The sequence below is a fragment of the Natrononativus amylolyticus genome (genome assembly GCF_024362525.1).
In the GTDB taxonomy this organism is placed as follows: domain Archaea; phylum Halobacteriota; class Halobacteria; order Halobacteriales; family Natrialbaceae; genus Natrononativus; species Natrononativus amylolyticus.
On the sequence record NZ_CP101458.1, the window covers coordinates 1802669 to 1828092 of the forward strand.

At 64.3% G+C, this 25424-nt stretch carries 25 protein-coding genes; 14 read left to right on the top strand and 11 right to left on the bottom strand.

Translation table 11 applies throughout. From position 1 onward, the window contains the following. The first annotated feature begins 49 nt into the window (after positions 1–49). The 4 genes from NMQ11_RS09485 to NMQ11_RS09500 all read left to right on the top strand — a co-directional run bounded on the left by NMQ11_RS09485 (position 50) and on the right by NMQ11_RS09500 (position 2848). Complete coding sequence (locus NMQ11_RS09485) at positions 50–1117, top strand: glucose 1-dehydrogenase (RefSeq protein ID WP_255167521.1); 1068 nt, start codon at positions 50–52, stop codon at positions 1115–1117. After that, positions 1114–1761 carry a transcriptional regulator GfcR gene (gene gfcR / locus NMQ11_RS09490; RefSeq protein WP_255167522.1) on the top strand — a complete coding sequence of 216 codons (648 nt, stop codon included), beginning with the start codon at positions 1114–1116 and terminating at the stop codon, positions 1759–1761. The genes NMQ11_RS09485 and gfcR overlap by 4 nt, the downstream gene beginning before the upstream one ends. Before the next feature lie 55 nt (positions 1762–1816). Continuing rightward, positions 1817–2161 (top strand): glutaredoxin family protein, encoded by a 345-nt coding sequence (locus tag NMQ11_RS09495; protein ID WP_255167524.1) that lies wholly within the window; start codon positions 1817–1819, stop codon positions 2159–2161. Between the two features lie 105 nt (positions 2162–2266). Beyond that, positions 2267–2848 carry a DUF7110 family protein gene (locus NMQ11_RS09500; protein ID WP_255167525.1) on the top strand — a complete coding sequence of 194 codons (582 nt, stop codon included), beginning with the start codon at positions 2267–2269 and terminating at the stop codon, positions 2846–2848. A gap of 199 nt (positions 2849–3047) precedes the next feature. Here NMQ11_RS09500 and NMQ11_RS09505 read toward each other — a convergent pair whose 3' ends face one another. After that, positions 3048–3476, bottom strand: coding sequence for a DUF7344 domain-containing protein (locus NMQ11_RS09505; protein WP_255167526.1), 429 nt, complete (start codon positions 3474–3476; stop codon positions 3048–3050). A gap of 555 nt (positions 3477–4031) precedes the next feature. Continuing rightward, positions 4032–7238, bottom strand: coding sequence for a PAS domain S-box protein (locus NMQ11_RS09510; protein WP_255167527.1), 3207 nt, complete (start codon positions 7236–7238; stop codon positions 4032–4034). Positions 7239–7950: 712 nt separating this feature from the next. Between NMQ11_RS09510 and NMQ11_RS09515 the strand changes: the two genes are divergently transcribed. Continuing rightward, a complete protein-coding gene (locus NMQ11_RS09515) occupies positions 7951–9201 on the top strand; it encodes an ABC transporter substrate-binding protein (RefSeq protein ID WP_255167533.1) in 1251 nt (416 codons plus the stop codon). 1 nt (position 9202) lies between these two features. Then, positions 9203–9499, top strand: a complete 297-nt coding sequence (locus tag NMQ11_RS09520; RefSeq protein ID WP_255167535.1) for a hypothetical protein — start codon at positions 9203–9205, stop codon at positions 9497–9499. Between the two features lie 109 nt (positions 9500–9608). On the opposite strand, the gene NMQ11_RS09525 is transcribed toward NMQ11_RS09520, so the two are convergent. The 4 genes from NMQ11_RS09525 to NMQ11_RS09540 all read right to left on the bottom strand — a co-directional run bounded on the left by NMQ11_RS09525 (position 9609) and on the right by NMQ11_RS09540 (position 13357). Beyond that, on the bottom strand, positions 9609–10109 hold the full coding sequence (locus NMQ11_RS09525) for an HPP family protein (protein WP_255167537.1): 501 nt from the start codon (positions 10107–10109) through the stop codon (positions 9609–9611). A gap of 158 nt (positions 10110–10267) precedes the next feature. Continuing rightward, positions 10268–11230 (bottom strand): carbohydrate ABC transporter permease, encoded by a 963-nt coding sequence (locus NMQ11_RS09530; protein ID WP_255167539.1) that lies wholly within the window; start codon positions 11228–11230, stop codon positions 10268–10270. Between the two features lie 6 nt (positions 11231–11236). Then, positions 11237–12196, bottom strand: a complete 960-nt coding sequence (locus NMQ11_RS09535; RefSeq protein WP_255167541.1) for a carbohydrate ABC transporter permease — start codon at positions 12194–12196, stop codon at positions 11237–11239. 27 nt (positions 12197–12223) lie between these two features. Further along, positions 12224–13357 (bottom strand): ABC transporter ATP-binding protein, encoded by a 1134-nt coding sequence (locus NMQ11_RS09540; protein ID WP_255167543.1) that lies wholly within the window; start codon positions 13355–13357, stop codon positions 12224–12226. Between the two features lie 223 nt (positions 13358–13580). Here NMQ11_RS09540 and NMQ11_RS09545 point away from each other — a divergent pair, with 223 nt between their 5' ends. Beyond that, positions 13581–14213 (top strand): DUF502 domain-containing protein, encoded by a 633-nt coding sequence (locus NMQ11_RS09545; RefSeq protein ID WP_255167545.1) that lies wholly within the window; start codon positions 13581–13583, stop codon positions 14211–14213. A gap of 98 nt (positions 14214–14311) precedes the next feature. Next, positions 14312–15283 carry a phosphoadenosine phosphosulfate reductase family protein gene (locus NMQ11_RS09550; RefSeq protein ID WP_255167547.1) on the top strand — a complete coding sequence of 324 codons (972 nt, stop codon included), beginning with the start codon at positions 14312–14314 and terminating at the stop codon, positions 15281–15283. Between the two features lie 57 nt (positions 15284–15340). Here NMQ11_RS09550 and NMQ11_RS09555 read toward each other — a convergent pair whose 3' ends face one another. From NMQ11_RS09555 to NMQ11_RS09565, 3 genes are all read right to left on the bottom strand, one after another. Further along, positions 15341–16090 (bottom strand): hypothetical protein, encoded by a 750-nt coding sequence (locus NMQ11_RS09555; protein ID WP_255167549.1) that lies wholly within the window; start codon positions 16088–16090, stop codon positions 15341–15343. A gap of 86 nt (positions 16091–16176) precedes the next feature. After that, on the bottom strand, positions 16177–17013 hold the full coding sequence (locus tag NMQ11_RS09560) for an aldo/keto reductase (protein WP_255167557.1): 837 nt from the start codon (positions 17011–17013) through the stop codon (positions 16177–16179). A 67-nt stretch (positions 17014–17080) separates the two neighbouring features. After that, the gene (locus NMQ11_RS09565) at positions 17081–18454 is read right to left on the bottom strand and encodes a geranylgeranyl reductase family protein (protein WP_425607686.1); all 1374 of its coding nucleotides are present in this window, start codon (positions 18452–18454) and stop codon (positions 17081–17083) included. Between the two features lie 261 nt (positions 18455–18715). On the opposite strand from NMQ11_RS09565, the gene NMQ11_RS09570 reads away from it, so the two are divergent. The 6 genes from NMQ11_RS09570 to NMQ11_RS09595 all read left to right on the top strand — a co-directional run bounded on the left by NMQ11_RS09570 (position 18716) and on the right by NMQ11_RS09595 (position 21947). Then, positions 18716–19075, top strand: coding sequence for a HalOD1 output domain-containing protein (locus NMQ11_RS09570; RefSeq protein ID WP_255167559.1), 360 nt, complete (start codon positions 18716–18718; stop codon positions 19073–19075). A 49-nt stretch (positions 19076–19124) separates the two neighbouring features. Further along, positions 19125–19436, top strand: coding sequence for an MTH1187 family thiamine-binding protein (locus NMQ11_RS09575; RefSeq protein ID WP_255167560.1), 312 nt, complete (start codon positions 19125–19127; stop codon positions 19434–19436). A 60-nt stretch (positions 19437–19496) separates the two neighbouring features. Then, positions 19497–19703, top strand: coding sequence for a heavy-metal-associated domain-containing protein (locus NMQ11_RS09580; RefSeq protein ID WP_255167563.1), 207 nt, complete (start codon positions 19497–19499; stop codon positions 19701–19703). 66 nt (positions 19704–19769) lie between these two features. Continuing rightward, on the top strand, positions 19770–20702 hold the full coding sequence (gene mch / locus NMQ11_RS09585) for a methenyltetrahydromethanopterin cyclohydrolase (protein WP_255167565.1): 933 nt from the start codon (positions 19770–19772) through the stop codon (positions 20700–20702). Positions 20703–20704: 2 nt separating this feature from the next. Further along, entirely contained in the window at positions 20705–21193 is a 489-nt protein-coding gene (locus tag NMQ11_RS09590; RefSeq protein ID WP_255167567.1) for a double winged helix-containing putative transcriptional regulator, read from the top strand. A 64-nt stretch (positions 21194–21257) separates the two neighbouring features. Further along, entirely contained in the window at positions 21258–21947 is a 690-nt protein-coding gene (locus NMQ11_RS09595; RefSeq protein WP_255167569.1) for an HAD family hydrolase, read from the top strand. Here NMQ11_RS09595 and NMQ11_RS09600 read toward each other — a convergent pair. After that, on the bottom strand, positions 21899–22942 hold the full coding sequence (locus NMQ11_RS09600) for an NAD-dependent epimerase/dehydratase family protein (RefSeq protein WP_255167571.1): 1044 nt from the start codon (positions 22940–22942) through the stop codon (positions 21899–21901). The two genes, NMQ11_RS09595 and NMQ11_RS09600, sit on opposite strands and share 49 nt — an antisense overlap. 697 nt (positions 22943–23639) lie before the next feature. Continuing rightward, a complete protein-coding gene (locus tag NMQ11_RS09605) occupies positions 23640–25241 on the bottom strand; it encodes a GTPBP1 family GTP-binding protein (protein ID WP_255167573.1) in 1602 nt (533 codons plus the stop codon). Between the last annotated feature and the right edge of the window lie 183 nt (positions 25242–25424).

A 25424-nucleotide genomic window follows, 5' to 3' on the forward strand; every position in this document is an offset into this window, starting at 1 on the left:
TTACTCGAGAGAGAATAAACTTTTACCGCTCGGCCGCCAACCGTCCTCTATGAAAGCGATCGCAGTCGAACCCGGCGCGGGCGAGCCGACGCTGGTCGAGCGACCGATACCCGACCCGGAGCCGGGCGAGGCGCTCGTTCGCGTGCTTCGGGTCGGCGTCGACGGCACCGATCACGGGGTCATCGAGGGGAGCCACGGCGGCGTTCCTGACGGCGACGACCACCTCGTGCTCGGCCACGAGGCCGTCGGCGTCGTCGAGGATCCGAACGGGACCGGCCTCGAGGCGGGAACGGTCGTCGTCCCGACGGTTCGACGCCCGCCCAACGGGACGAACGAGTACTTCGAGTCGGGCTACCCCGACATGGCGCCTGACGGCGAGTACACGGAGCGCGGCATCGCCGGCGCCCACGGCTTCATGGCCGAGTACGTCACCAGCCCCGCGGCGTACCTCGTTCCGATCCCGCGGGACCTCGCCGAGTGGGGGTTCCTGGTCGAACCCATCAGCATCACCGAGAAGGCCGTAGAGCACGCGACCGCCGCCCGGTCGGCGTTCGATTGGGACCCCGAGTCGGCGCTCGTGCTGGGCAACGGCTCGCTCGGGCTCCTGACGGTCGCGATGTGTCAGGAAACGTTCGGCTTCGAGCGAACCTACTGTCTCGGCCGGCGCGACCGCCCCGATCCGACGATCGACCTCATCGAGGAGCTGGGGGCGACGTACGTCGACTCCCGGGAGACGCCGGTCTCGGCGGTGGCCGACGCCTACGAGGGGATGGATCTCGTCTACGAGGCGACCGGCTACGCGAAACACGCCTTCGAGACCATCGAGGCGCTTGCGCCCAACGGGGTTGGCGCGCTGCTCGGCGTCCCCGGCGACTGGGCGTTCGAGATCGACGGCGGACGGCTCCACCGCGAGTTCGTCCTGCACAACAAGGCCCTCGTCGGCAGCGTCAACTCCCACCGCGGCCACTTCGAGGCGGCCGTCGACACCCTCGCGGGGCTCCCGACGTGGGTGCTCGAGGATCTCGTAACCGGTGTCTACGATCTCGAGTCGTTCGAGGCGGCGTTCACGCGGGACGATACGACTATAAAAACGGCGGTCGAATTCGACCGTATATGAAGAACGTAGACGACCTGATCGAGAGCGCGGCCGAGCTCGCAGAGCGGGGGCTCTCGAAGGGCGAGATCGCGGACGAACTCAACGTCTCCAGGGAGACCGCGAGCTGGCTCGTCGAACGGAGCGGAACCGCAGCCCAGGAGAACGACCGGAGCGCGGGCGGAAACGGTGCGGGCGGGCCCCAGGACATCCACGTCGACTGGTCCGCGATCGGCCGGGACAGCAAGCGGATGGGGGCCATCGCCGAGGCGATGGCCGACCTCCTCGCGAAACACGGCGAGAACGTCGACCTCACGATCGGGATCGAGAAGGCCGGCGGGCCGATCGCGACCCTCGTCGCCCGCGAACTCGAGACGGACCTCGGAACCTACACGCCCGCGAAACACCAGTGGGAGGAAGGCGACATCGAGGACCTCGGGGGGACGTTCTCGCGGAACTTCGCGGGCATCCGCAACCGGGAGTGTTACATCGTCGACGACACCGTGACCAGCGGGACGACGATGCGCGAGACGATCGAGGCCGTTCGCGCCAGAGGCGGCGAGCCGCTGGCGTGTGTCGTGCTCGCGGACAAACAGGGCGTCGAGGAACTCGAGGGCGTGCCGGTCTACTCGCTGTTGCAGGTCATCAGCGTCGGGAACGAGGAGTGACGAGGCGGCACACCGTAGCGCAAGGAATTTGCCGGTGACGGTCCTACGTGGGGGCATGACCTTCCAACCGAACCGGAGTCTCGAGCAGGAAGAGGTCGACGAGATCGTCGAAACCGCCCTCGAGGAGAACGAGGTCGTCCTGTTCATGAAGGGATCCGAACTCATGCCCCAGTGTGGCTACTCCCAGCGGGCGCTCGAACTGATCGGCAAACACCGCGAGGAGTACGAGACGGTCGACGTCCTCGAGTCCCTCGCGGAGTACCGGGCGGCACTCGAGTCCCACAGCGGCTGGGAGACGATCCCGCAGACGTACGTCGACGGCGAGTTCGTCGGCGGCTCCGACGTCCTGGCGGAGCTCGACGAGCGGGGCGAACTCGAGTCGACGCTCGCGTCCGCCTGACCCCGCCCGTTTATACAACGGTCGCGCTGGCAGCATTTAACAGCAGGTCATATATGCCACGCGACCGTATTAGTAGCCGAGAGACTGCCCCACACCTTCCCCACTATGCCCACAGAGGATTCCAGACACGTTTACCGACTCCACTCGACGCTCGAACTGCCACTCGAAGAACTCCGCGAGTACGTGGACAACGCCACGTATCCCGACGGAATCACCGACGTAGAGCTCACGCGACGAAACAACACGCTCATCCTCAAGGCTGTCGGCGAGGACGAGACCGTCAGCAAGTACACGCCCGCGGCGCAGTTGAAAGCGAGTGTCACCGAAAACCGGGTGTACGAGGAGGACCCCGACGAGCGGCGCAACAGCTTCCGCTGGGACGAAGAGGAAGAAGAGGAGATCGAGTCCGAACTCGTCGAGTTCGCGGCGTTCAAGGGCGACCGAGAAACCGTCCTGCAGAACTCCCTGCTCCAGTACGAGATGTTCCTCGTCCTCTGTGACATCGCCCAGGAGGCCGAGAAGGGGACCCTGACGGCGATCTCCGAGCGAGACGGCGACCTCGAGGCGACCCGGATCGTCGACGGCGAACCCCGTCCGGCCGACGTCGAGGTCGTCGAGGGTCCGCGCGAACGAAAGACCTCCCAGTCCGGCGTCAACTGGCGGGACAACAAGTTCATCTCGGACTGACGGTACCTAACGGCTATAGTAGTCGTTGAAACGAAGTTGACGGGTCCAGTCTACCGGACGGCCAGACGACGTCAAAAACCCGCTGGTGCTCACTTGGACCACTGTGCCGAGCAGTCCAAGAGTGGCTGCAATCCCACGTTTGAGCGGGGTCTACGCGACTCGTTTTCGGTACCGGAGGAAAATCGATTCGACCATCCGCTTACCCCGGACGTTCGATATCCGCATAATAGTCGAGAAACGTCTCCGTAGCGTCGGGTAGATCCCGAAGGGATACGGCTCCGCTCTGACGATCGTATCTGATTATCCCCGCATCTTCGAGCTTGGGAAGGTGTGAGTGATGGAGATTGACCCGAATATTCTGTCTCGTCCGTTCGTCCAGTTCTTCGGGCGGCGTTTCGGTTTCCCAGATAGCGACTCGTTCGGTTACCTCTTCGAACGTGGCGTTCTTTTGGTTCTGGAGGGCGTACAGCACGTATCGCCGCCGTTTGGAGCCAATCATCTCAAAGAACTCGCTTTTCTTGTGTCCACCGTCTGCAACGGACGATCCCTCGTCGATGCGTTTCTTCTCATAAATCCAGGCGGCAGTGATTTTTCGTACTTCTTCGATCGGCGGTCGCTTTTCTCCCATCGGGTACTGGTTACTCGGTCACACAGCAAAGCCGCCAGTCCTAAAGAAAACAATCCCTGTCCCTCACCGACAGAAAATAACCGCCCCGGCATTGAACGGCCAGTACAGGGATTGAGGCACGAATTTCGCGATCTTGTCGTTCGTCGTCACTTTCAGTTATGAACGGCTTACATCTCCGCTGATGGCAGTTTTCGCTGCTTCAGACAGGCGGGACCTATAGAAATTGGGTGCCCATCGTATGTGCGTCACACTCGACTCACTTCACGCTCCGCTCGCCAACAGCGTCCAGCGTTGGTAGCAGTAAAATCCGGCTACAGAACGAATACGGTGGCGAGTTCGCCGTCCAGTGATTCATCCGAACCATCGGTACTCTCCAGCCGATCGAAGCCGACTCCTGAAGTAATTAGGTCTCGGCTCGCCTACTGTTATCGGATCGAGTAAGACTGCCACAGCGAACCTACATGCTTCGCCTCCGGATTCTACGTGGCAATCTTCGGAGCCAAGCGGCAACGGTCGGCCAAGTAGACGCCCGCGATATGATTGGTGGGCCCGAAGTTACGTGGCCGGTGCGTCTTCGATGAACGTTTCGACCAGCTTCTGTATTCCCTCCCGGGTGTGCTGGTGGAACGTCGCCGGTGCGACATCGAGCGAATCGGCCACGTCCTCGCCGGAGCTGTCCCGCGGCCACTCGAAGTAGCCCGCGTAGTACGCGGTCTCGAGCGTCGACCGCTGGCGCTCCGTGAGCATCTCCTCGAGCGTTGTCTGGAACTCCCGGCTCGAATCGACTGACCGCTCGCGTTCGTGCTTTCTGATGAGTTCGGTCCGTGCAAACGTCGACTGGATCGCCTCGACGATGTTCCTGACGTCGGCCGTCCGGGAAAACGCTGCGACCACAGTCCCCTTTCCCTCGGTAAACCTCGCAGTGTGGATCGTTCCACCGTACTCGGCCAGGGCGGTTGCCAGTGACGGGCCGCCAACGATGAATTCGAGAAGGGCGCCTCCTTCGTGATCGGTAACGACGCGAGCGTGCTCGATACTCGAATCGCCGCTGGCAAACTCGAGCACTCGTTCCGCTGGAATTCCGGTTACCGTGAAGTACTGAAGGTACGAGCCGTCGGATTGTGACGTGATGCCCTCCATCCGAAACTCGGCGGCCAGTTCGTCCGATGCTCGCACGAAGAACACGTTCGAGTCGTGGATTCCGAACTCGAGTTCGACGATCTCGTCGGTGAGTAACGCCTCCTTCCGTTCGACCGCGTTGATCGCGAGCCCGATCGTTTTACCGAGTTCGAACAACACCGCCTGCTCCCGAACGCTGAACGCGTTCGCACGCGAGGAGTACGCGACGAGGACGTCGTAGACCGTCTCCTGGTAGATCACCGGAATCACCGCCGCGGACGACCGCCAACTCCCGACAGTTCCGCCCCCACTAGAGTCAGAAATGGCCAGTTCCGACGGAAGCTCGCTACTGTTGCGGATGATCTGGATGTCACCTGACTCGACCGCCATCGAGATCGCGTCGACCGCATCGATATCGAACGACCGTTCGAATAACTCGCTACTGTGTCCATCGCCGGCCTTCGGCGTGACATCACGGATGCCGGTATCGACTTCGCCGATCCAGGCGGCGTGATACAGTTTCGAGTCCGTGAGGGTGTCACAGACCTGGCGCTCGATCTCCTCTCGGGTGGCCGACTGAACCAGTCCCTGGTTGACCCGTCGGATGACAGTATTGATCTGATTGAGCGTTTCCAGTTCGTCGCGCTGGCGGCCAAGTTCGAGTTGCTGTTCTTTCACCTCGGTGATGTCGTCGATGACCCCGACGAACCGGTACACCTCTCCGTCGTCGTTTTGCAACGGGAACGCGAAGCTGTTGACCCATCGGATGGAGCCGTCGGGCTGGACGACCCGATACTTCTCCTGAAATCTGATCGCGGGCGCGTCGGCGTTCGAGGCGCGGGTCACGTCCGTCATCGCCGTCTCGACCCGGCGCTGATCCTGCGGGTGGACCGCGTCGAGGTGGTTCATCAAGTTGTCGTACACCGAGTCCCGGGCGCGGCCGGTGATCATCTCGTAGGCGGGGTTGATGTACAAAATTTCGCTCATGTCGGCGTCAGCCATCCAGATGGCGCTGTTGATGTTTTCGGCGATCTGGCGGAGGCGAGCCTCGCTCTCGCGCAACCGCTTCTCGCGTTCTTTGCGGTCAGAGATGTCCGTCGCAATGACCACCGCCTTCTCGACATCGCCTTCAGGGCTCTCGATCGGTGCGAGGCTGAGGGCGGTCCAGACGCGCTCGCCGTCGGGGCGCTCGAGCCTGAACTCGGAGTTGAGAACCCGCTCACGGTCGTCGAATACGCGACTCAGTAGATCCTCGGGATGCACCTGTCGTCCGCTGGCGCCGTAGAATTTTCGCTGGGAGACGTCGAGCGTCTGGTTCGTGATCTCTTCGATCGTCAGGCCCAGTAGTTCCTCGGCCTGATCGTTCACGCGGGAGATGTCGCCGTCGGGCGTGATCACGCCGATGCCGATCGGACTGGTCTCGAGGACGTGCTCGATGACGTCGCGCTCCTCTCGAAGCGTCTCCTCGCGTTCTTTCCGATCGGTAATATCGGTCGCGATGATGGCTGCCTTTTCGACGTCGCCGGCGGCGTTCGTCATCGGCGCGATACTGATCGAGGCCCAGACGTGGTCGCCGTCCGGCCGTTCGAGGGTAAATTCGGTGTCGATGACCTGCTCGCGATCGTCGAACACTCGGCTCAGCAGATCTTCGGGCGATACCTGTCGACCCTCGGAATCGTACAGTTTGCGCTGGGAGGCGTCGAAGGTCTGATTGGAGAGTTCCTCCATGGTCAGGCCGAGCAACTGTTCAGCCCGGTCGTTGACCCGGGAGATGTCACCGTCGGGCGTGATAACGCCGATCCCGACGGGGGTCGTCTCGAGAACGTGCTTGATCAGCCCCCGCTCTTTCCGGAGTTCTTCAGCGCGTTCCTTGCGGTTGGAAATATCACGGACGATGCCGACTGTTCCCTGGATCGATCCGCCAGAGCGAAGCGAGTTAATTATCGTTTCACAGGGAACAGTCTCTCCGTCGGCAGTTCGGACGGTAAACTCGACGGTCGAGAGTCCATCGTTCTCGTCGTCGCCCAGGTTCTCGAACCCTTTTGGACAGTGGGGGACGTCGCCTTCCTCAATGACGATCGACGCGTGTTCGCCCAGTAGTTCGTCTCGCGAGTATCCGAATTCTTCGACGATCGTGTCGTTGACCATCTCGAAGCGTCCGTCGCGATCCAACTGATAGATGCCGTAACCCGTCATCCGGGTGATCGCCTCGTAGCGGTCGATTAATCGGCCGTACGTATCGTGGTCTATGGAGTCGCGAATAAACATCACATAGAGCCGCCGACCGTCGAATTCGATTTCCCGAATATCGGCACGGATCCGTACATCACCGCCAGCGGCGTGCCGTGCGAACGTGTCCAGCCGGCGGCTTCTATCCCTGGCAGAGGAAAGATTCAGTGGATCATCGTTGACGACGTCTGTTAGATCTTTACCCACCAGTTCGTCCGGCGGATACCCGAGAACGGTCGTCGTTGACTCGCTAGCAAACACAACGGTTCCACTGTCATCGGTGATGATGGTATCGACCGGTGCGACTTCGACAACGTATTTGAAAAATACGTCACTATCTCGTTCCCCGGAGTTGAATTCAGCGACGACGTTCCCGTCAGTTTCTCCCTTATCGGACGGTGAGTTGTTAGCCATAGTGTTTAACAACTGCACGGGAGCTAAGAAACGTAACTGAACTAGTAGTATTTTTGCAACACTCATATTTATTTTAGGACCGGGGTGAGAGGAATACACTTCAGTTGTTAGACCAGAACTCCAGCACAGGAAGCTTCCTCAAGTTCACTTACGGGTAGTAAGGCCTGAAATAACTGGTTAGTGACATTGCGAATGTGAAGATCACTAGAGATCGATTGTACCAGCCAATCGTTGACGACTTCGGGTGTTGTCTCGAGAACGTCGATTGTGTCTGCCGTCTCGATCAACCAGTCTTGGAAACTGTCCCAGACGGGTTTAGCGGTTGATCTGTCACTGGCTCGGTGGTTGTGTTGACCAGAACGGATGGTGTACTACTACTGGTTCGTCAAGTTCAAACGGATGAGTCGAACCGATTGCAGCCGTCTGGTTCGACTCACACGTCGGACGGGATACTATAGTAGACACCGACACCATAGAAACAAGTTCATCTCGGACCGAACGCTTCTTCCCCGATACCCGTTTCGGCGCCGTCTCGAGAGAGTCGTCTTCCAGACAGCGGCGACCGACGGCCACTCCGCCGAAGTCGTCCGACCGACCCAGCGTGCCGAACCCGTAGGAGCCACAACAGGATCGAGATAGTTTAACATTCGTTACTCTCCCTATCAAAACATTTGAAAAAATCATTAATATCCAGTCAGTGGTGTGAACGTATATGCCTGGTGAGACATGGCAACTCGAGCGGCGAACCGTGCTACAAGCAGCGGGAGCGGGCCTGATCGGATTCGTGGGTCTGGCGACCGCACAGGACGGCGAGGTCACGGTGACCGCCGTCTGGACCGACGACGAAGAGGAGGACTTCCTCGCCGTCGTCGACTACGCCGAGGGCGAAACCGACCTCGACATCTCGTACGCCCCGCGGGACACCGAGACCCTGCTGACGGAAACCCTGATGGACTACGAGGCGGGGATCGCGACGACGGATATCGTCGTGATGCCGACGGAGGGACGCGTCCGGCGAGACGGGGCGGGGGGCCACCTCGAGCCGTTAGGCGATCTGTGGGACGAAGCGGAGTACAGCACGGACTACGAGGCGGTGGAGGTCGGCGGCGAGGTGTACGCGGCCCCCTTCGGGATGGACCTCAAGCCGGGGTTCTGGTACCGCCGATCCTTCTTCGACGAACACGACCTCGAGGAGCCCGAGGACTACGACGCCTTCCTCGACCTGCTCGCGGAGATCGACGGGATCGAGGGCGTCGAGGCGCCGCTGGCCTCCGGCAACGGCGACGGCTGGCCGCTCAGCGACGTGACGGAGGCGTTCATCCTTCGCCAGGACGACGGCGCACAGCTCCAGCGCGACCTCATCGACGGCGAGGCCGAGTTCACCGACGACCGGGTGGTCACCGCCTTCGAGGAGCTTCAGGGGCTCCTCCAGGACGGCTACTTCAGCGAGGTCCGGGACTTCGGCGTCCAGTACGAGTTCTTCTGGGCGAACGAGACGCCGCTGTACTTCATGGGATCGTGGACGCCGACGTTCGGCGCGATCGAGGACCCGGAGGACCTCGACTACTTCATGCTTCCCGGAACCGAGGCGATGGTCTCGAGCATCAACTGGTTCACCGTCCCCGCCTACGTGGAGGCGCCGGACGACGCGATGACCGCCGTCGAGGCGATCATCTCGCCCGACGGCCAGGAGGTCTGGACCGAACGCGGCGGGTTCGTCCCCTCGAGCCTCGAGGTCTCCGAGGACGCCTACGAGCTCGATCTCATGCGCGAACTCGTCCAGCAGGCCGACGAGGTCGAACTCGTCCCCGACCTGGACGACGCGCTCGGCGACCCGTTCCAGGCGGAGTTCTGGTCGCAGCTGCTCGGGCTGTGGGCGGAGCCGGACCAGGACGTCCAGTCGATCACCGAGTCGCTGAACGACGTGTTACAGCAGACCGTCCAGGAGGACGACGAGGCCTGACGTGACCGACGCCCGCGACGACCGGAGCGGCGGGCCTCTCGAGGCGCTCGTCGTCATCGGCCAGGAGGTCCGGCGCAGCAGCGCCAACGCCGTCGCCGTCGACCTGCTGTACGTGTTCACGACGGCGTTTTTCGCCACGCTCCTGGTTCGCGGGCTCTGGCCGGCGGCCATCGCCGCGCTTCCCGTCACGGTGTTGCTCTCGTTCGCCTGGATGTCCTCGCGGTCCTTTTTCCTCACAAACGCCCTCGCGCTCGTCGTGGCCGTCTGGGCGACGCGGGCGGGCCTCGTGCCGCTGTGAGCGAACGGGCGCGGCCACATCCATCGGCGAACGGGATAGGGCAGCGTCGGCGGTCGGCGCTAAATCCCCGGCTGTAGCGATCGAAGCAGGTAGCTCGTTTTCGAGTTCGTTACTCGAGGTAGTCGACCAGCGATTCCCAACCCAGGATGAACAACTGGTGACTTTCTACGAGGATAATCACTGCCCCGACGATAGTAGCAGCCGCGAGCGGTGTCGAAAGCAGTCCAAGCGAGACGATCAAAGTCGTCGCGCACGCCGGTGGGTGATTTGCATCTACAGCGATCACTCCCCAACTGGTAAGCGCGATCGAAACCACACCACTGAATGCCAATCGAACAGATTCGGGAGAATACGCGAGTGGGGCAGCCGTGAGAGAGACGCCATTCGCAATCAGGCCGTACGCGATCAATCCAGCCGTGACACCGATAATGTGGCTGCCAACGATTCGGTAGGAGTTGGTTCGTGCTCCCCGTCGATCGAATGCTAGAATGAACGCTGTCGGACCGAGACTCGGAAAGATGAACGGTTGGCCGGTTACCACGGCTATACCACCAAGAATTGTAAAGAGAACACTCGCATAGAGACTCGTTCCCACCCGATACCGGACCATAGAGACATATCTCTTGATCCGTCACATAATGATGCCTATCCGCAAGCGAACGCCCAGTATCGCGGACCTCGGTATCGCCACCGCGTTTCCGCCTCCGCACTGCTCGGCTACCTCGGATCGTCGTTCGGCACCGGGCTCGCGAAGAGGGAACTTCGCCCTCAGTCGGCGACGGCGGCCACCATGCCACGCTTGTAGTAGCGCTCGAGCAGCAGGAACAGGATCACCGGGACGGCCATCGTCATGATCGAGCCGGCGGCGATCAGCCCCCACTCGACCTGGACGCGCCCGCGCATCAGCGGGAGGACCTGCGGCGCGAGGTAGAGCTCTGGCGAGCGCATGAACACCAGCGGGAAGAAGAAGGCGTTCCAGACCCAGGTGAACTGGATCACCGCGACCGAGACGAGCGCGGGCGTCGACAGTGGGAGGATGATCGTCCGGAAGATCTGGTACCGGGAGGCGCCGTCGATGCGGGCGGCCTCCTCGAGTTCCTCCGGAATCCCCAGCAGGTAGTTTCTGAGAAACAGCACGACCCAGCCCAGCCCCCAGCCGATGTGGATCAGGATCAGCCCCATGTACGTGTCGAACAGCCCGAACTCGTGCAGAGCGTTGTAGTTGCCCATCGCGACGAGTTCCGGCGGCGCGGCCATCACCAGCAGGATCAGGAAGAACAGCGTCGTCTTCAGCGGGAACTCGAAGCGGGCGAACGGGTACGCCGCCATGATCCCGAGGAGCATCACGACAAGCACCGCGGGGATAGTGACGATGAACGTGTTTCGCAGCGCCCGCCCCATCGGTGCGGTGCTGTAGTCCCAGGCCCGGTAGTAGTTCTCGAACGTGATCGTCATCCCCTCGAGGTGCCACCAGCCCCCGATGATCTCAGAGAGCGGGCGAAGCGACGCCATGAACAGCCCGATGAAGGGAACGATCCAGAGCAGGGCGATGGTGATCGCGACGACGTACTTGAGCGTGCGTCGACTCGTGGGGACGCTCTCCTCGAGGCGCGCTCGCCAGGTTCGATCGGATGCCGGTGCCGTCTCGGGGATCTCGTCGGTCCGCAGGTACCGGTACGCGTCGGTCGTTTCCGAGCCGCCGTCGGGTGTGTCGTGTGTGTCTGTAGCCATGTCGGATCACCGCATGCGCGCGATGTACAGCGCGAGGGGGGCGACGATGAACAGCTGTAGCAGCGCCACCACCATCGCCATCCCGTAGTCGATCTGGGGCCTGAACGCGGCCCGGTACACCTCGATACCGAGCACGGAGTAGGCGTGATTCGGGCCGCCCGCGGCGCCGCCGGCGGCGTAGACGATGTCGAACATCCGCATCACCCAGATGATCCCCATGATGACGACGACGGCAGTCACCGGCTTGACCAGCGGCCAGGTGATGTCCCAGAACCGCCGCCACGCGTTGGCGCCGTCGACCTTGGCGGACTCGATCAACGAGGGGTCGATCGCCGACAGCGCCGAACTGTACAGCAGCATGCTGAAGCCGGTGTGAACCCAGATCCCGCCCGCGATCAGCGCGTAGATCGCCACCTGGGGCGACTGGGTCCAGTTGCGGACCCACTGCTCCTGCCCGAGCACTCGGAGCAGTTCGTTGAAGATCCCGGCCTGGGGGTCGTAGACGAACATGAGGACCAGCCCGATGACGATCGGCGGGACGGTAAAGCCCGCAAACACCATCGAGCGAAGGATGCGCCGCCCCTTCAGGTCGGCGAACAGCAGCGCCAGTCCGAGGCCGAGGAACGTGCTCGCGGGCACGTGAATAACGACCCACAGGAGGTTGTGGGTGAGCGCGCCCATCGGGTACCGAAGTTCGCGCATGTTCGACCAGTGAACGATGAGCGGGTCGGTGAGCGACCGGACCCAGTTGTCCAGCCCGACGAACTCCTCCATCGTGAACGTATCCCAGGAGTAGAAGCTCCCGATCGCAGAGTAGACGATCGGCGCGACCGAGAAGATCGCGAACAGGGTCAGTCCGGGAACCAGAAACACCGCCAGCGCGATCGCTTTCTCCCGGTCGACGTCAGCGTAGGTGCTCGTCGTGCGGTCGTCGGCGAGGGCGTCGAGGTGGTCTCGTAAGCTCATGGTCTCGAGTGGCTCCAGTTTCGACGGTCAGGCGACCAGTTCGCCGTTCTCGTCGTACAGGTAGGCGTGGTCGTCGTCGAACGACAGGTAGACGCGATCACCCGGTCCGACGATCTGCGAGGACGTCTTGGCGTTGACGATCTGCTCGTTGACCGAGACGTTGACGAGCACGTACTCGCCGAGCGGCTCGATGGTGTCCACCGTCCCCTCGAGGACGTTCTCCGAGTCCGGGCGCGTCGTCGACACGGTCAGGTCCTCCGGGCGGACGCCGACCGCGACCGGACCGGTCGAGCCGGTCGCGAGCAACCCGGCCGCACTCGAGTCGTCCCCGCCGCCCGCCTCGACCGTCGCCTCCGCGCCGAGGACGCCCTCGAGTCCGACGGAACCGGCCTCCCCGAACTCGATGGTGCCGTTGCGGCGCGTTCCGTCGAACAGGTTCATGGGGGGCGAGCCGATGAACCGGGCGACCCACGCCGTCCGGGGCCGCTCGTAGAGCTCCTGGGGCGGCGCGATCTGCTGGATCGTCCCCCGGTTCATCACCACCACCGTGTCTGCCATCCCCATCGCCTCCTCCTGGTTGTGGGTGACGTAGATCGTCGTGATGTCGAGCTCGTTCTGGAGGCGCTTGAGCTCGATACGCATCTCCTGGCGGAGCTTGGCATCCAGGTTCGACAGCGGTTCGTCGAGCAGAAACACCGAGGGTTTCCTGATGATGGCCCGCGCCAGTGCCACCCGCTGGCGCTGCCCGCCGGAGAGCGCCGCGGGCTTCTTGTCGACCTGGTCTTCGATGTGGAGCAACTCGGTGACCTCGTCGATCCGCCGGTCGCGCTCGTCGGGTGCCACTCCCCGAACTTTCAGCGGATACCCGATGTTGTTCGCGACCGTCATGTGCGGGTACAGCGCGTAGTTCTGGAACACCATCGCCACGTTGCGGGCGCTCGGCGACCGGTCGTCGACGCGCTCGCCGTCGAAGTAGATCGCCCCCTCGGAGGGCTGTTCGAGCCCCGCGATCATTCGAAGCGCGGTGGTCTTTCCGCAGCCGGACGGGCCGAGAAAGACGACGAATTCGCCGTCTTCGACCTCGAGATCGATGCGGTAGTTCGCGACCGTCTCCCCCCCGTCGTAGTACTTGCTGACGTTTTCTAACGAGATGTGGGTCATTTACTATTACACACGGCCTTTTATGGCATTAATGCTCCTGCTCTGGAAGAATTTTTGGAAAATCGCGACGAGGTGTCATTCTCGACGCGGTCCAGGTACGTGGAGTTCCTCGAGTGTCCCCGGCGTGTCGGACTGAACGACCGACGCGACCGCGTCGGCGATCGAAACAGTCCAGACATGTACAATCCGAAGCGTTTCAACGGCGCACCTCCTGTCGAATCGCATGCCAACGTACTCGACCGTCCGCCGGTGGGTGATAAACGGGGTGGCGGTCACGATCCCGCTCGTCGTCACGATCATGGTTCTCAGCCTCGTTCTCAACTTCATTCTCGGCGTCATCTCGCCGCTCGTCCTCGCTGTCGCCTACCTCTGGCCGGCTGAACTCCCGCGGGCGGTGTTGCAGCTCCTGACGCTACTCGCGCTCGTCGGAACGATACTGCTCGTCGGAATCGTCGCGGATCTCACCTCCGGCGAGCGGCTATCCCGCGGCGTCCACACCACGATGGAGTCGATCCCGGGAATAAGCACCGTCTATGCGACCGTTCGGAAGGCGAGCGACATACTGGTCGACGACAACACGGATCAGTTCAAGGAGGTGATGATCGTCGAGTTTCCCCACGACGACGCGTATATGCTCGGCTTTCTCACGGCGGATACCCCCGAGACGATCGAAACCGCGACCGACGGCCGCGAGATGCTGACGGTCGTGGTTCCGCTGGGGCCGAACCCGACGACCAACGGCTTCGTCATGCACGTCCCCACCGAGAACGTCCACGACGTCGACCTCACTGTCGAGGAGGCGGTCCGGTCGATCGCGACGCTCGGAGTCGCGACCGACGCGGTAGACGACGACTAACCGGCGGTAGGGATGTGCTTCCGAGGAAGTATATTCCGACAGGGATTTCCGGCGCCCCAAACGGTATAAGTGAGGTAATTATATCTAATTACACAGCGATGCCCCAGAACTTCCCCGACTACATCGACGTCGACTATTCGGACGGCGAGGGCGAAGACCCCGAAGATTACCCCCACATAAACGACAAGATCGAGAAGGCGATCGAAGTCACCCGGCAGGGCTTAGAGCAGTACGAGAACCCCGCGGTGATGTGGACCGGCGGGAAGGACTCGACGCTCGTGCTCTACTTCGTCAAGGAGGTCGCCGAGCAGTACGACTACGAGCTCCCGACCGCGATCTTCATCGACCACTACCAGCACTTCCAGCAGATCCACGACTTCGTCGAGCGCTGGGCCGACGAGTGGGACCTCGACGTCCACTACGCCCGCAACGAGGACATCGGCGCCTACGTCGACGAACACGACCTCACACCCGGCGACGACATCCCCGTCGCTCAGCTCTCCGAGCACAACCGCCACCACGTCGAGAACATCCTCGAGTACGAGGAGGAGACGTTCCCGTTCCTGCTCGACACCTACGCCGGCAACCACCTGCTGAAGACGGTGGCGCTCAACGACGCCTTAGAACAGCTCGACGTCGACGGCGTCATCTCCGGGGTGCGCTGGGACGAACAGGAGGCCCGCGCCAGCGAGACGTTCTTCTCCCCGCGACACGACCCGGAGATCTACCCGCCCCACGACCGCATCCAGCCCATCCTGCAGTTCGACGAGGCGGCCGTCTGGGAGGCCTTCTGGAACTTCGTCGTCCCGGACACCGTCGAGGCGTTCCCCGACGACGGCTACGTCCCCCAGAGCGCCGAGGACCTTCCGGAGGGCGTCAAGCAGGAGGACATTCCCGTCTCGCCGAAGTACTGGGAGGGCTTTCGCTCGCTCGGCAGCGAGATCAGCACCGAGAAGTCCGACGAGGAACCCGCCTGGCTGCAGGACCTCGAGGGGACGACCGAGCGCGCCGGCCGTGCCCAGGACAAGGAGGACCTGATGGAGCGCCTGCGCGACCTCGGCTACATGTAACGGCTGCAGAAACGAGTCGAACGCCGTTTTCGGGACCGAAATCCGCCAGCGACCGCGCTATCGCGACGGGCGGACGAGGTTCGCGAGCCCGACCAGCACGCCGAAGAACCAGCCCAGCGGGAACGAGACGCCGACCCACATCGCCGCGTAGGCGGCTCCCGCGAGTTCGTAGTTCGCCCGGAGGTACTCGTTCGCGCCGCCGACGATCAGCACGTTGTCGAGCAGCCAGACGGCGAGCGCGTAGCTCGGCTCGAGGACGTACGGCTCGAGGGAGGGCGTCACGAGCGCGGCGACGACCGGCGGGAGAAACAGCGCGGTCATCGCGAAGGGGTAGGCGAGCAGGGCGGACGTGCTGCGGCCGCCGACCTTCGAGAAGCCGGCCGCGAGCGCCGTCGAGACGGTCGCGACGGCGCTGGCCGCGCCGATAGCGAGAAACGCCTCGTGAGAGAGTTGCAGGTGTGCGACGACCGTGAGTGCCCCCCAGACGACGAGCGCGAGGCCGGTCACGCCGGCGATGCCGATGCGGGTGATCGTCGAGTCGAGTTTGACCGCGTAGAACCTGGTCGCGAGACCGAGGACGGTCAGCGGGTACAGCAGAAGGAGGCCGACCGCGCCGAGGGCGCTCCAGCCGTGATAGCCCACCTTCTGCGGCGTCGATTCGGGTTTCCACTTTCCCATGACGGAGTGGCCGCGGCCGCGCTGGCGGGGAAAGACGAGTTCCATCCACGCCCCGTGCAACCGCTGAATGTCGACTTTTACGGCGTCGACGACCCCACCGCCGCCACGAGTGCGCGTGCGGGTAGCCATAGTCACTAAAATCGACTGGTTAACCGTAAAACTTCCTGCCCAAACGTACTATTTTTATATACTCCAGGGCCAGCCCCGCGCCGCGATCAGTTCCAGGGACCGAACGCGGGGTCGACGACGCGATTCGTCGCGTCGATACCGTCGAGCGTGTTGAGATCCTCCCGATCCAGCTCGAGCGCCAGCGACTTCCAGTTGTCCTCGATGTGCTCTCGACCGGTGGCTTTCGGAATCGCGGTAACCCCCTTCTCGCGCAGCCAGGCCAGGCTGACCTGGACCTCGCTGACGTCGTGTTTGCGAGCGATCTCCTGGATCTCGGGCCGGTCGAACACGGCGCCGCGGGCCAGCGGCGAGTACGCGACGACCTCGACGTCGTAGTTATCGCAGGCCTCCCGGATGTGGTCCTGGGAGAGCATCGGGTGGAGTTCGATCTGATTCGCGAAGATCGGCGCCTCGAGTGTCCCGGCGGCGACCTCGAGCTCTTCGGGTTCGAAGTTGCTGACGCCGACGTTGCGGATCAGCCCCTCGTCGTACAGTTCGTCGAACGCGGCGAGGGTTTCTTCGGGGTCGTACGCGTCGGCGGGCCAGTGGACGTACAGCAGGTCGACGTAGTCGACGCCGAGCCGGTCGAGGCTGTCGCGGGCGGTCTCGAGGACGTCGTCGTAAGCGAGGTTCGACTTCCAGACCTTGGTCGCGAGGAAGAGCTCATCCCGGTCGACGTCCGCGGCGGCGATCCCCTCGCCGACCGCCCGCTCGTTGTCGTAGGCCTGTGCGGTGTCGACGTGGCGGTAACCGGTCTCGATCGCGGTCGCGACGCTCTCGACGCACTGTTCGGAATCCGTGTTCTGCCAGGTGCCGAGGCCGAGCATCGGCATGCCGTTGGCGGTGGGGCAGTACTCGGCGGATAGCTCCTCGAGAGATACCATATCCGGGCAGAGTACGACCAGCGGAAAATCGGTTCGGGTTGCGGATAACGAGAAGTGTGAACGAGATCTAGTACTTCGGCGCGGCGCCGGTCACGTCGTACACCCGATCCATGACCGAATCGCGCTCTTTCTGCCAGGCCTCGTAGTAGTCCGGCGTGTCGGGATAGGTGTCGTACACCGCCTTGAGTTCGGCGGCGGCCTTCTGGACCCGGTAGAGCTCCCGGAGGACGTCCCAGTGGCCGACCGTCTTCACGAGCGTCTTCAGCTTCAGACCCAGCCCCATCTCGGCGGTCCCCTTCTTGCCGATGGCGTCGACGAGCTGCTGGCCCGGCAGCGCGGTGATGACGGCGACGAGTTCGTCCAGTTCGTGGGCGCCGCCGAAGATGTTGTAGAGGTCCATCGCCGCGAAGCGCTTTCCGAAGTCCGTCTGAACCCGCCGGTTGTACTCCCACAGCGCCGCCTCGCTGACGTCGCCGTCGCTGATCGCCTCGACGCCCACCTTCGCCGCCCAGTGGCCCGCCTTCGCGGCGCCGGGAATGCCGCCGCCGGTACAGGGGTTGACGTGGCCCGCCGCGTCGCCGACGGCCACGTAGCCGTCGTGTACCGCCGAGTCGTACGGGCGGCGGGTCGGCAGCGCCGCGCCGAGTTTGTTCTTCACGCGGGCGTTCTCGAACTCCGGCCGGCGCTCGAGGTCGGCTTTCAGCACCTCGACGAGCTTCATCGGCGGCTTGTTCATCTGAAAGCCCAGCCCGGCGTTGATCTCGGTGTCGCTGCGCGGGAAGTACCAGAGGTAGCCCAGCTCCTCGGTCGGTTTGAACACGAGCGCGTCGTCCCACTCGACGGGGTCGTCGACCTCGAGCACCTCGCGATAGGCCGAGCAGAACTGCGAGTAGTCGACGTTGGTGTCGAAGTACGACCCCGAGAAGTCCGCCTTGTCCTGGAGCAGCGAGAGCGCGCCGGCGCCATCGATGACCAGGTCCGCCTCGTACTCGAGGGGCCGGCCCTCGCGGGTCGCCGTCACCCCGGTGACCGTGCCGCTTGGCTGGATCACGTCCTGGACGACGGTGTCGTAGTGGATGTCGACGCCCGCGTCGGCCGTCTCCTCGAGCAGCACCTGGCCGTACGTCCAGCGGTCGACGACGGCGCCGGTCTCGCCCTGGAACGGAATGTCGAGCGTCTCGCCGGTTCGGGGATTCTCGAACAGCGCCCGCCGGATGTTCTGGTTGGTGAACGACTCCTCTCGGAGGCGCTCGCGGTCGATCACGTCGGGGAACGAACTCGTTCCCTTGATCCCGTCGCCGCAGGCGATGTGACCGCCCTCTTCCTCGGTCTTGCGTTCGACGAGCACGACGTCGAGACCCTCCTGTGCGGCGGTCGCCGCGGCGAAACACCCGGCAGTCCCGCCGCCGACGACCACCACGTCGTGGGATTCTGTAACCATCTCTATGAGTCCCGAGCGCGGGCGGGACTAAAAATACGTGTGAACCGTTCTGACGGAAACAAGGCGACGAAATTTGACACGTCCGTCCGGCGTCGACCTCCCGAAACGCCGCGGACCCGACCGGTAGCGACGGAGACCGGTCGGCTGGCCGGACGGTCGCGACGCCGTGACGTCCGGGGTTCGCAACTAATACTCGCCCCGGTTAGCTTTTATACGAGGCTGGACTACCTGCTAGTGGACGATTGAACACCAGGTATCGCAATGCAAACGGAACTTCCCCCCTCCACCGAGCGCAGCGATTTCGAGTACGACCAGACGAACGACCGGTACGTGTTCCACTACGACCGCGGCGGCAGCGCGACGTTAACCGCGACGATCGTTCACGCACTGGCGACGATCACCGAGGTCGACGTCTCCCAGGGAGAGTTCTCCCTCTACGACAGCATCGATCCGGACGCCTTAGAGCGCCTGTTCCGCTCGAAAGCCGACGGCTCCGAGCGGACCGGCGGCCACGTCGCGTTCACCGCCCTCGAGTGTGACGTCTACGTGTACGCCGACGGCGAGATCCTGATCTACCCGCCGGAAGCGGCGACCGCACCGGCCCGACCGCGGCCCCGCTGAGCCGACGCCGACGGATAGCTATTTTTCTCTCCCCGCCGACGGGAAACGCATGACGGTAATCGGCTTTCTGAGCACGGCACCGGTCACCGAAGACAGCATGGCGGGCGAGGTGGCGAAGGCGGTCGACGCCCTCGAGGCGTACGACGTCGCCTACGAGACGACGCCCATGGGAACGACGATCGAGGCCGACGACGTCGGTGAGCTGTTCGCCGCGGCCCAGGCCGCCCACGAGGCCGTCGACGGCGACCGCGTGAGCACCCTGCTGAAGATCGACGACAAGCGCACGCAGGACGGTTCCGCCCGGGAGAAAGTCGAGTCGGTCGAGGCCGAACTGGGGCGCGAGGCCAGGGGCGGCGAGTGAACTCGAGCGGCTCGCGCGAACGACAACGTTCAACACGCCGGAGGCGGTAGTCGAACGACGATGGAGCAGACGACACTCGAGGTACGCGGGATGGCCTGTGACGGCTGCGAACAGAACGTGACCGAGACCCTCGAAGCGCTCGAGGGGGTCTCGTCGGCGACGGCGAGCCACGCGGACGACCAGGTGCGAATCGAGCACGACGGCGCCGTCGTCGACGTCACCGCGCTGGGCGGCGCGATCAAGGACGCCGGCTACGAGGTCGCCTGACCGGCCGCGAGGAGCCGGCGCGCGAAACTGACAAACTGTTTTAAGCGGGCGGGCGAAGCCTGCGGTATGGAGAGTCTCAACCGGATGGCGATCGAGCTGGTCGACGAGGCCCTCGAGTACGCCGAGGAGCTGAACGTCGGGGCGTACGAACTCGAGAACGAGGCGACGGTGCTGGACTTCGGCCTCGAGTTCGACGGCGGAATCGAGGCCGGCCTGTTGCTCACCGAGATCCAGACGGCCGGGTTGGCGACGCCGGGGCGCGACCTCGCGGAGATCGGCGGCGCGCCGATCCCCCACGTCGAGCTGTCGACCGACCAGCCGGCGCTCGCGCTGCTGTGTTCACAGAAGGCCAGCTGGGAGCTCGCGACAGAGGATTTCGAGGGGCTCGGGAGCGGTCCCGCCCGCGCACTCGTCGCCGAGGAGACGGAGTTCCGGACGGTGGGCTACACCGACGCCTTCGACCTGACGGCGCTCGCGGTCGAAACCGACCGCGAGCCGACGGCCGCCGCCGCCGCGCAGGTCGCCGACCTCGCGGAGGTCGAGCCGACCGGCGTCTTCCTCCTCGCGTTCCCGACCGCGAGCGTCGCCGGCAGCGTGACCAACGCCGCCCGCGTCGCCGAACTCGCCACGTTCCGGCTGACCGAACTCGGCTACGATCCGCTCAACATCGTGTCGGCGACCGGCCGCGCACCCGTCGCCCCGGTCGCCGCCAGCGAGGAGGCCGCGATCGGCCGGACCAACGACGCCGTCGCCTACGGCGGGACGGCCCACCTCGTGGTCCGCGAGGAGTTCGACGCCTTCGAGTCGGTTCCCTCGACGGCCGCCGACGAGCACGGCCGCCCCCTCGCCAGCGTGTTCGACGATCTCGAGTGGAACTTCGAGGAGGTTCCCGCGGACCTGTTCGGCCCCGCGAAAGTGACGATCGACGTCCTCGGCGGCCCCACCTACGTCTACGGCGAGACGAGCGAGGACGTCCTCGTCGAGTCGTTCGAGCTGTAACCGTGCAGTTCAAACTCGTTCCCGAACCGCCCGCGGCGCTCGCGTTCGTCGGCGAGGTCCAGGCGGCGGTGCCGCTCGTTCCCGGCGACGAGGACGACTGTTGCGCCCGGATCATTCGCCGAACCGACGTCGGGCCGCGCGACGAGGCCCGGACCTGGCTCACCTTCCTGCGCGCCCTCGAGCTCGCGACCGAAGGGCCGTCGGGGTTCACGCGAACCCGCCGCGAGCCGGACCCCGAGCGGCTCAGACGCGCGTTCCGCGAGCGCGTCTACGGCGCCGAGACCGTCCTCGAGATCCTCGCCGACGCGGACGACCCCCTCGCGGCCGGGACGGTCTTCGAGCGCTTCGAGTCGGAGATTCCCCACTACGAACGGCGAAAGTACGGCGCCCGACTCGAGGAGGTCTGGAGCGAGCGGGTTCGCCGGCTGCTCGGGTGGGCCGTGTTGCTCGATCTCGCAGAGCGGGTCGACGGCCGATACCGGTCCGCGTAAGGAGAGTCCCCCGTCTCCGACGCGGGCGGCCGATTTATGTCGACGGCACCGAATCCTCCGGGCGATGACCGACGCGATCGAGACGGTGCTGTTCGACCTCGACGGGACGCTCTGTGAGTACCGACAGGACGCGGCAGCGGTCCTCGAGAGCGCCTTCGAGCGGGCCGGCGTCTCGCCGACGTTCACCGCGAGCGACTACCACGCCCGGTACGGTGACTACCTCGAGGCGAGCACCGACGTCCACGACCTCCGGGTGCGGTGTTTCGGCGACCTCGCCGCCGACGCGGGCCACGACCGGGAGATCGGCCGCCGCGTCGCCGAGGCGTTCGCCGAGGTTCGCGACCAGCGGGCCGTCGATCTCATGCCCGGCGCGCGCGAGGTCGTCGCCGCCGTCGGCGCGGACGACCGCTACCGGCTCGGACTCGTGACCAACGGCGACCCCGGCATGCAGCGCCAGAAACTCGCGGCGGCCGGCTTCGACGACGCCTTCGAGACGGTCGTCTACGCCGGCTACGACACCGCCGCCAAACCCGACGCGGAGCCGTTCGAGGTCGCCCTCGAGGCCCTCGAGTCGGCCCCCTCCAGTGCCGTCTACGTCGGGAACTCCCTCTCGAGCGACGTCGCCGGCGCCCGCGCGGCGGGCGTGCGGTCGGTGTGGGTTCCCGACGACGGGACCGTTCCGGACCGGCCGGAGCCGAAACCCGACTACGTCCTCGAGTCGCTTTCGGAGTTCGAGACGCTCCCCTGGGTCTGAGCGGCGCTCTCACCGCTCCACTCGTAGCCGTCGCCGTCCTCGCGAAGCGTCCCCGTCTCGAGCCACCGGTCGACCACTCGCTCGAGACCGCGTCCGCAGGTCGGAAGCGCCGGCTCCCAGTCGAACGCCTCGCCGAACCGCTCGTTGGTCGTCGGCATCCCGCTGGTCAGCAGGCGGACGGTGTCTCGGCCCACCAGCGGCCGGGCCATCCACCCCGGGATTCGCCGCGGCGGCGGGGCCTCGAGCCGGTCGGCCAACCCCCGGAGGAACGCCGCGAACGGGGCCGGACGATCGTCGACGACGTGGTAGGTTCCGGTGGCCTCTCCCTCGGCGGCGGCGACGAACGCGCTCGCCGCGTCGTCGGCGTGACAGTACGACAGCGTCGCGTCCTCGCGCCCGAGGAGGCCGGCGCCGATGATCGGCAGTCGCCGAGCGAGCAGCCGGCGCCCGATCCGGCGGGTGTGGACGGCGTCGTGCGCGTAGAACCAACCACAGCGCAGCGTGCAGGCCTCGAGTCCGCTCGTCTCGGCCGTTTCGGTGAGCAGCCGTTCGGCCTCGAGCGCCGATGCGGTAGTGCGGTCGGGGTGGGCCGTCGCGTCCTCGTCGAACGCGCGTCCGTCCGGCTGGCGGGCGAGCCAGACGATACTCTGGAGGAGAAACCGGTCGGCGCCGACGGTTTCGGCCGCTGCGAGGAGGTTTCGCGTCCCCTCGCGTCGGATCCGGTCGTTTCGCTCCCAGTCGGCCGCGGTCGGCTTCGTCGCGGTCGGGACCGCCGTCGCAGCGTGGATCACGACGTCCGCACCATCGGCGGCATCGACGAGGGTGGCGGGCTCGAGGACGTCCCCCCGCCGCGGCTCTCCGCTCAGGTCGCGAACGAGGGCGGCGCCGGCGTCGTCTCGGACCAGTCCGATCGCGTCGTGGCCCGCGGCCGTCAGTTGCGGGACAAGCCGCCGGCCGAGTACGCCAGTCGAGCCGGCGACGAAGATGGATACCATACGCTCACGATCAACGGCGACCGATAAAGCGCTAACAGAGAGCCGTCGCACCGACGAACCGATCGCCCTCGAGTCGCGCGCGAACAGTAGTTGGGAGTACTGGCTCGTTATTCAGAAATACGTCTATAACCGAACACGTGATTTGCTACGTCCATATGCTTACTTACCGAGCATCAGTGGTTTGTTCCCATATGTGTGCAATCATGAGTAGGCTTGCACCAATCACCAGTAAAGCAATCCCCCAATCCACACTCAGGGGACCTGTCAACCGATATTCGACGATATACGCAACTGCAATGCCTGCTGTGAGGAGTCCAACGGCAATCTGGAACGACCTCAAACTAATTCCTCGAAAGTCACTCACTACTCCAAGAATTGCAGTCAATGCTAACAGGAGTGTCACCGCTCCCCATGTATCAAGGCCTGACCGCATTCCCGAAATATAGGGTCCATCGGTTACTGTAGGAGGAGTAATCCACGGTAGATATGAACCAATACAAATCAGCATCAATCCGAACAGCGAAATAGCCGTATACATTCTATTCATGGAAAGAATTGCGTAAACCATTATTATAGGCTTTTTGTCACTCCCATAGGCGATTGTGGATTTGCTCTATGTACGTCCTATACTGATCGCGCGTTTCACGACCAGAACTGAATAAAGAAATCGTCTTAGTATCCACTGTGAAACGAGCGATCAGTCCGCCGGGTACACCTCGGTGACGGTACCGACGCCCTTGCTCCGGCCCTCACGGAAGACGAACTTCTGGCCCTCCTCGACCAGATACGGCCGGAACTTGAACCGGACCCGGGTCGTCCCGGTGTCACCCGGCAACAGGCGGCCGTTGTCGGGGGTGAAGCGGGCCGCCTCGCCGATCGTCTCGAGGTGGATAACCGGTTCGTAGCCGTCGCCGATCCGGGTGGGGTGGTTGAGCACCATCACCTCGGCCTCGAACTCCCGGACCGGGCTTGGATCGGCGTCGGCCGGCAGCAACACCATCCCGCGCTCGATCGCGCTCTCCGTGACGCCCTTCAGGGCGATGCCGACGATCCGACCGGCCTGGGCGGTGTCGACGCGGTGGTAGTGCATCTCGATCGAGCGCACCTCGACTTGCCGAAAGCGGCCGTCGGGCATCGGCCCCAGCAGGAGTTCGTCGCCGGCTTCGACCTCGCCGGCCATCACGGTGCCGGAGGCGACCGCGCCGACGCCCGTGACGGAGTAGCTGCGGTCGACGTACATGCGGAACTCGCCGTCCTCGGCGCCGGTCTTCGGAAGCCGGTCGAACAGCTCGTCGAGCGTCTCGAGGCCGTCCATCGTCAGCGCGCTGGTCTCGACGATCGGAACGACGGTGTCGCCGATCTCCGCGACCGCGGCGTCGACGCCGTGGCGGGCGACGCGCAGGGGGGACTTGCCGACCTCGCGGAGGAGGCGTTCGACCTCGCGCTCGACCGCCTCGACGCGCTCGTCGTCGACGACGTCCGTCTTGGTGATGACGACGATCGTCGGCAGTTCGGTCGCGAGCAACACCCCGAGGTGTTCGCGCGTCGTCCGCGTGGGGCCGTCGTCGGCGGCGACGACGAGCAGCCCGTAGTCGAGTTTCTGCCCGACGAGTCCCCGGATCGTGGTTCGCAGCCAGGGCTCGTGGCCCACGGTGTCGACGAACGACACCAGCCGGTCTGCCTCCTCGACGACTCGAGCGCGCTCCTGTTTCCGGTTCGGGTTCCGGACGTGGACCGGTCCGTCGTCGTCGAAGCCGTACACCGCGTACGAGAGGTCGGCGGAGAGCCCCCGCTCGACTTCGTGGGGCTGGACGTCGAGGAACGCCCGCGTCGCGCCGTCGCCGTCGTCGGCGTTGCCGGTCACGAGCGAGCCGATGAGCGTACTCTTGCCGTGATCGACGTGTCCGGCGGTGCCCACGACGATGTGTTCGTCGTCCGTCTCGAGGACCGCCCCCTCTCGGATCGTCGCGACGCCGACCAGCCCCTCGCCGACGCCCCAGGTCTGGACGTCGTCGATGTGGGCGTCGGCCTCCTCGGCGAGCAGCGAGAGGACGTCCATCGACTCGGAGAAGGAGTCTGGGTCGATCCCGGCGAGGCCGCCGTCGTCGGTGACGCCGACGACGTACGTTGCCTCGCCGTCGCCGGAGAGAACGCGGTGACGGAGCTGTGCGGCCAGGCTCTCGCGGCGGCCGCCCTCGAGGTGGACGTTCCGGAGCAGCCGTTCCTTGAACTCGATATTGCCACCGTCCTGTTCCCCACGTTCCAGGGCCCGCTCGAGCAGAGCCCGGTCACGGCTCATGGTGACGGGTAACGCGCCAGCCGACAAAAGAGTTCCCGACGTGTGGCCGTGCTATCACCCGACATGGGCCGTGTGCGGACTCTCACCGTGGCCGACTGGTGGCGGACCGCCCGTGAGTTTCGACCGGTAACCACTTCTTTCTCGTTGTTCCGACGGGTAGTACGTTTCTAACTCGGGGAAATC

Bases quoted from the DNA above. Each gene is read 5' to 3' on its own strand.
- NMQ11_RS09575 (WP_255167560.1), top strand. From the start codon at position 19,125: ATGACGGTAATCGGCTTTCTGAGCACGGCACCGGTCACCGAAGACAGC.
- NMQ11_RS09605 (WP_255167573.1), bottom strand. From the start codon at position 25,241: ATGAGCCGTGACCGGGCTCTGCTCGAGCGGGCCCTGGAACGTGGGGAA.
- NMQ11_RS09555 (WP_255167549.1), bottom strand. From the start codon at position 16,090: ATGGCTACCCGCACGCGCACTCGTGGCGGCGGTGGGGTCGTCGACGCC.
- NMQ11_RS09505 (WP_255167526.1), bottom strand. From the start codon at position 3,476: ATGGGAGAAAAGCGACCGCCGATCGAAGAAGTACGAAAAATCACTGCC.
- NMQ11_RS09560 (WP_255167557.1), bottom strand. From the start codon at position 17,013: ATGGTATCTCTCGAGGAGCTATCCGCCGAGTACTGCCCCACCGCCAAC.
- NMQ11_RS09550 (WP_255167547.1), top strand. From the start codon at position 14,312: ATGCCCCAGAACTTCCCCGACTACATCGACGTCGACTATTCGGACGGC.
- NMQ11_RS09510 (WP_255167527.1), bottom strand. From the start codon at position 7,238: ATGGCTAACAACTCACCGTCCGATAAGGGAGAAACTGACGGGAACGTC.
- NMQ11_RS09540 (WP_255167543.1), bottom strand. From the start codon at position 13,357: ATGACCCACATCTCGTTAGAAAACGTCAGCAAGTACTACGACGGGGGG.
- NMQ11_RS09530 (WP_255167539.1), bottom strand. From the start codon at position 11,230: ATGGCTACAGACACACACGACACACCCGACGGCGGCTCGGAAACGACC.
- NMQ11_RS09600 (WP_255167571.1), bottom strand. From the start codon at position 22,942: ATGGTATCCATCTTCGTCGCCGGCTCGACTGGCGTACTCGGCCGGCGG.
- NMQ11_RS09500 (WP_255167525.1), top strand. From the start codon at position 2,267: ATGCCCACAGAGGATTCCAGACACGTTTACCGACTCCACTCGACGCTC.
- NMQ11_RS09515 (WP_255167533.1), top strand. From the start codon at position 7,951: ATGCCTGGTGAGACATGGCAACTCGAGCGGCGAACCGTGCTACAAGCA.
- mch (WP_255167565.1), top strand. From the start codon at position 19,770: ATGGAGAGTCTCAACCGGATGGCGATCGAGCTGGTCGACGAGGCCCTC.
- NMQ11_RS09535 (WP_255167541.1), bottom strand. From the start codon at position 12,196: ATGAGCTTACGAGACCACCTCGACGCCCTCGCCGACGACCGCACGACG.
- NMQ11_RS09565 (WP_425607686.1), bottom strand. From the start codon at position 18,454: ATGGTTACAGAATCCCACGACGTGGTGGTCGTCGGCGGCGGGACTGCC.
- NMQ11_RS09595 (WP_255167569.1), top strand. From the start codon at position 21,258: ATGACCGACGCGATCGAGACGGTGCTGTTCGACCTCGACGGGACGCTC.
- NMQ11_RS09570 (WP_255167559.1), top strand. From the start codon at position 18,716: ATGCAAACGGAACTTCCCCCCTCCACCGAGCGCAGCGATTTCGAGTAC.
- NMQ11_RS09485 (WP_255167521.1), top strand. From the start codon at position 50: ATGAAAGCGATCGCAGTCGAACCCGGCGCGGGCGAGCCGACGCTGGTC.
- gfcR (WP_255167522.1), top strand. From the start codon at position 1,114: ATGAAGAACGTAGACGACCTGATCGAGAGCGCGGCCGAGCTCGCAGAG.
- NMQ11_RS09525 (WP_255167537.1), bottom strand. From the start codon at position 10,109: ATGGTCCGGTATCGGGTGGGAACGAGTCTCTATGCGAGTGTTCTCTTT.
- NMQ11_RS09545 (WP_255167545.1), top strand. From the start codon at position 13,581: ATGCCAACGTACTCGACCGTCCGCCGGTGGGTGATAAACGGGGTGGCG.
- NMQ11_RS09580 (WP_255167563.1), top strand. From the start codon at position 19,497: ATGGAGCAGACGACACTCGAGGTACGCGGGATGGCCTGTGACGGCTGC.
- NMQ11_RS09495 (WP_255167524.1), top strand. From the start codon at position 1,817: ATGACCTTCCAACCGAACCGGAGTCTCGAGCAGGAAGAGGTCGACGAG.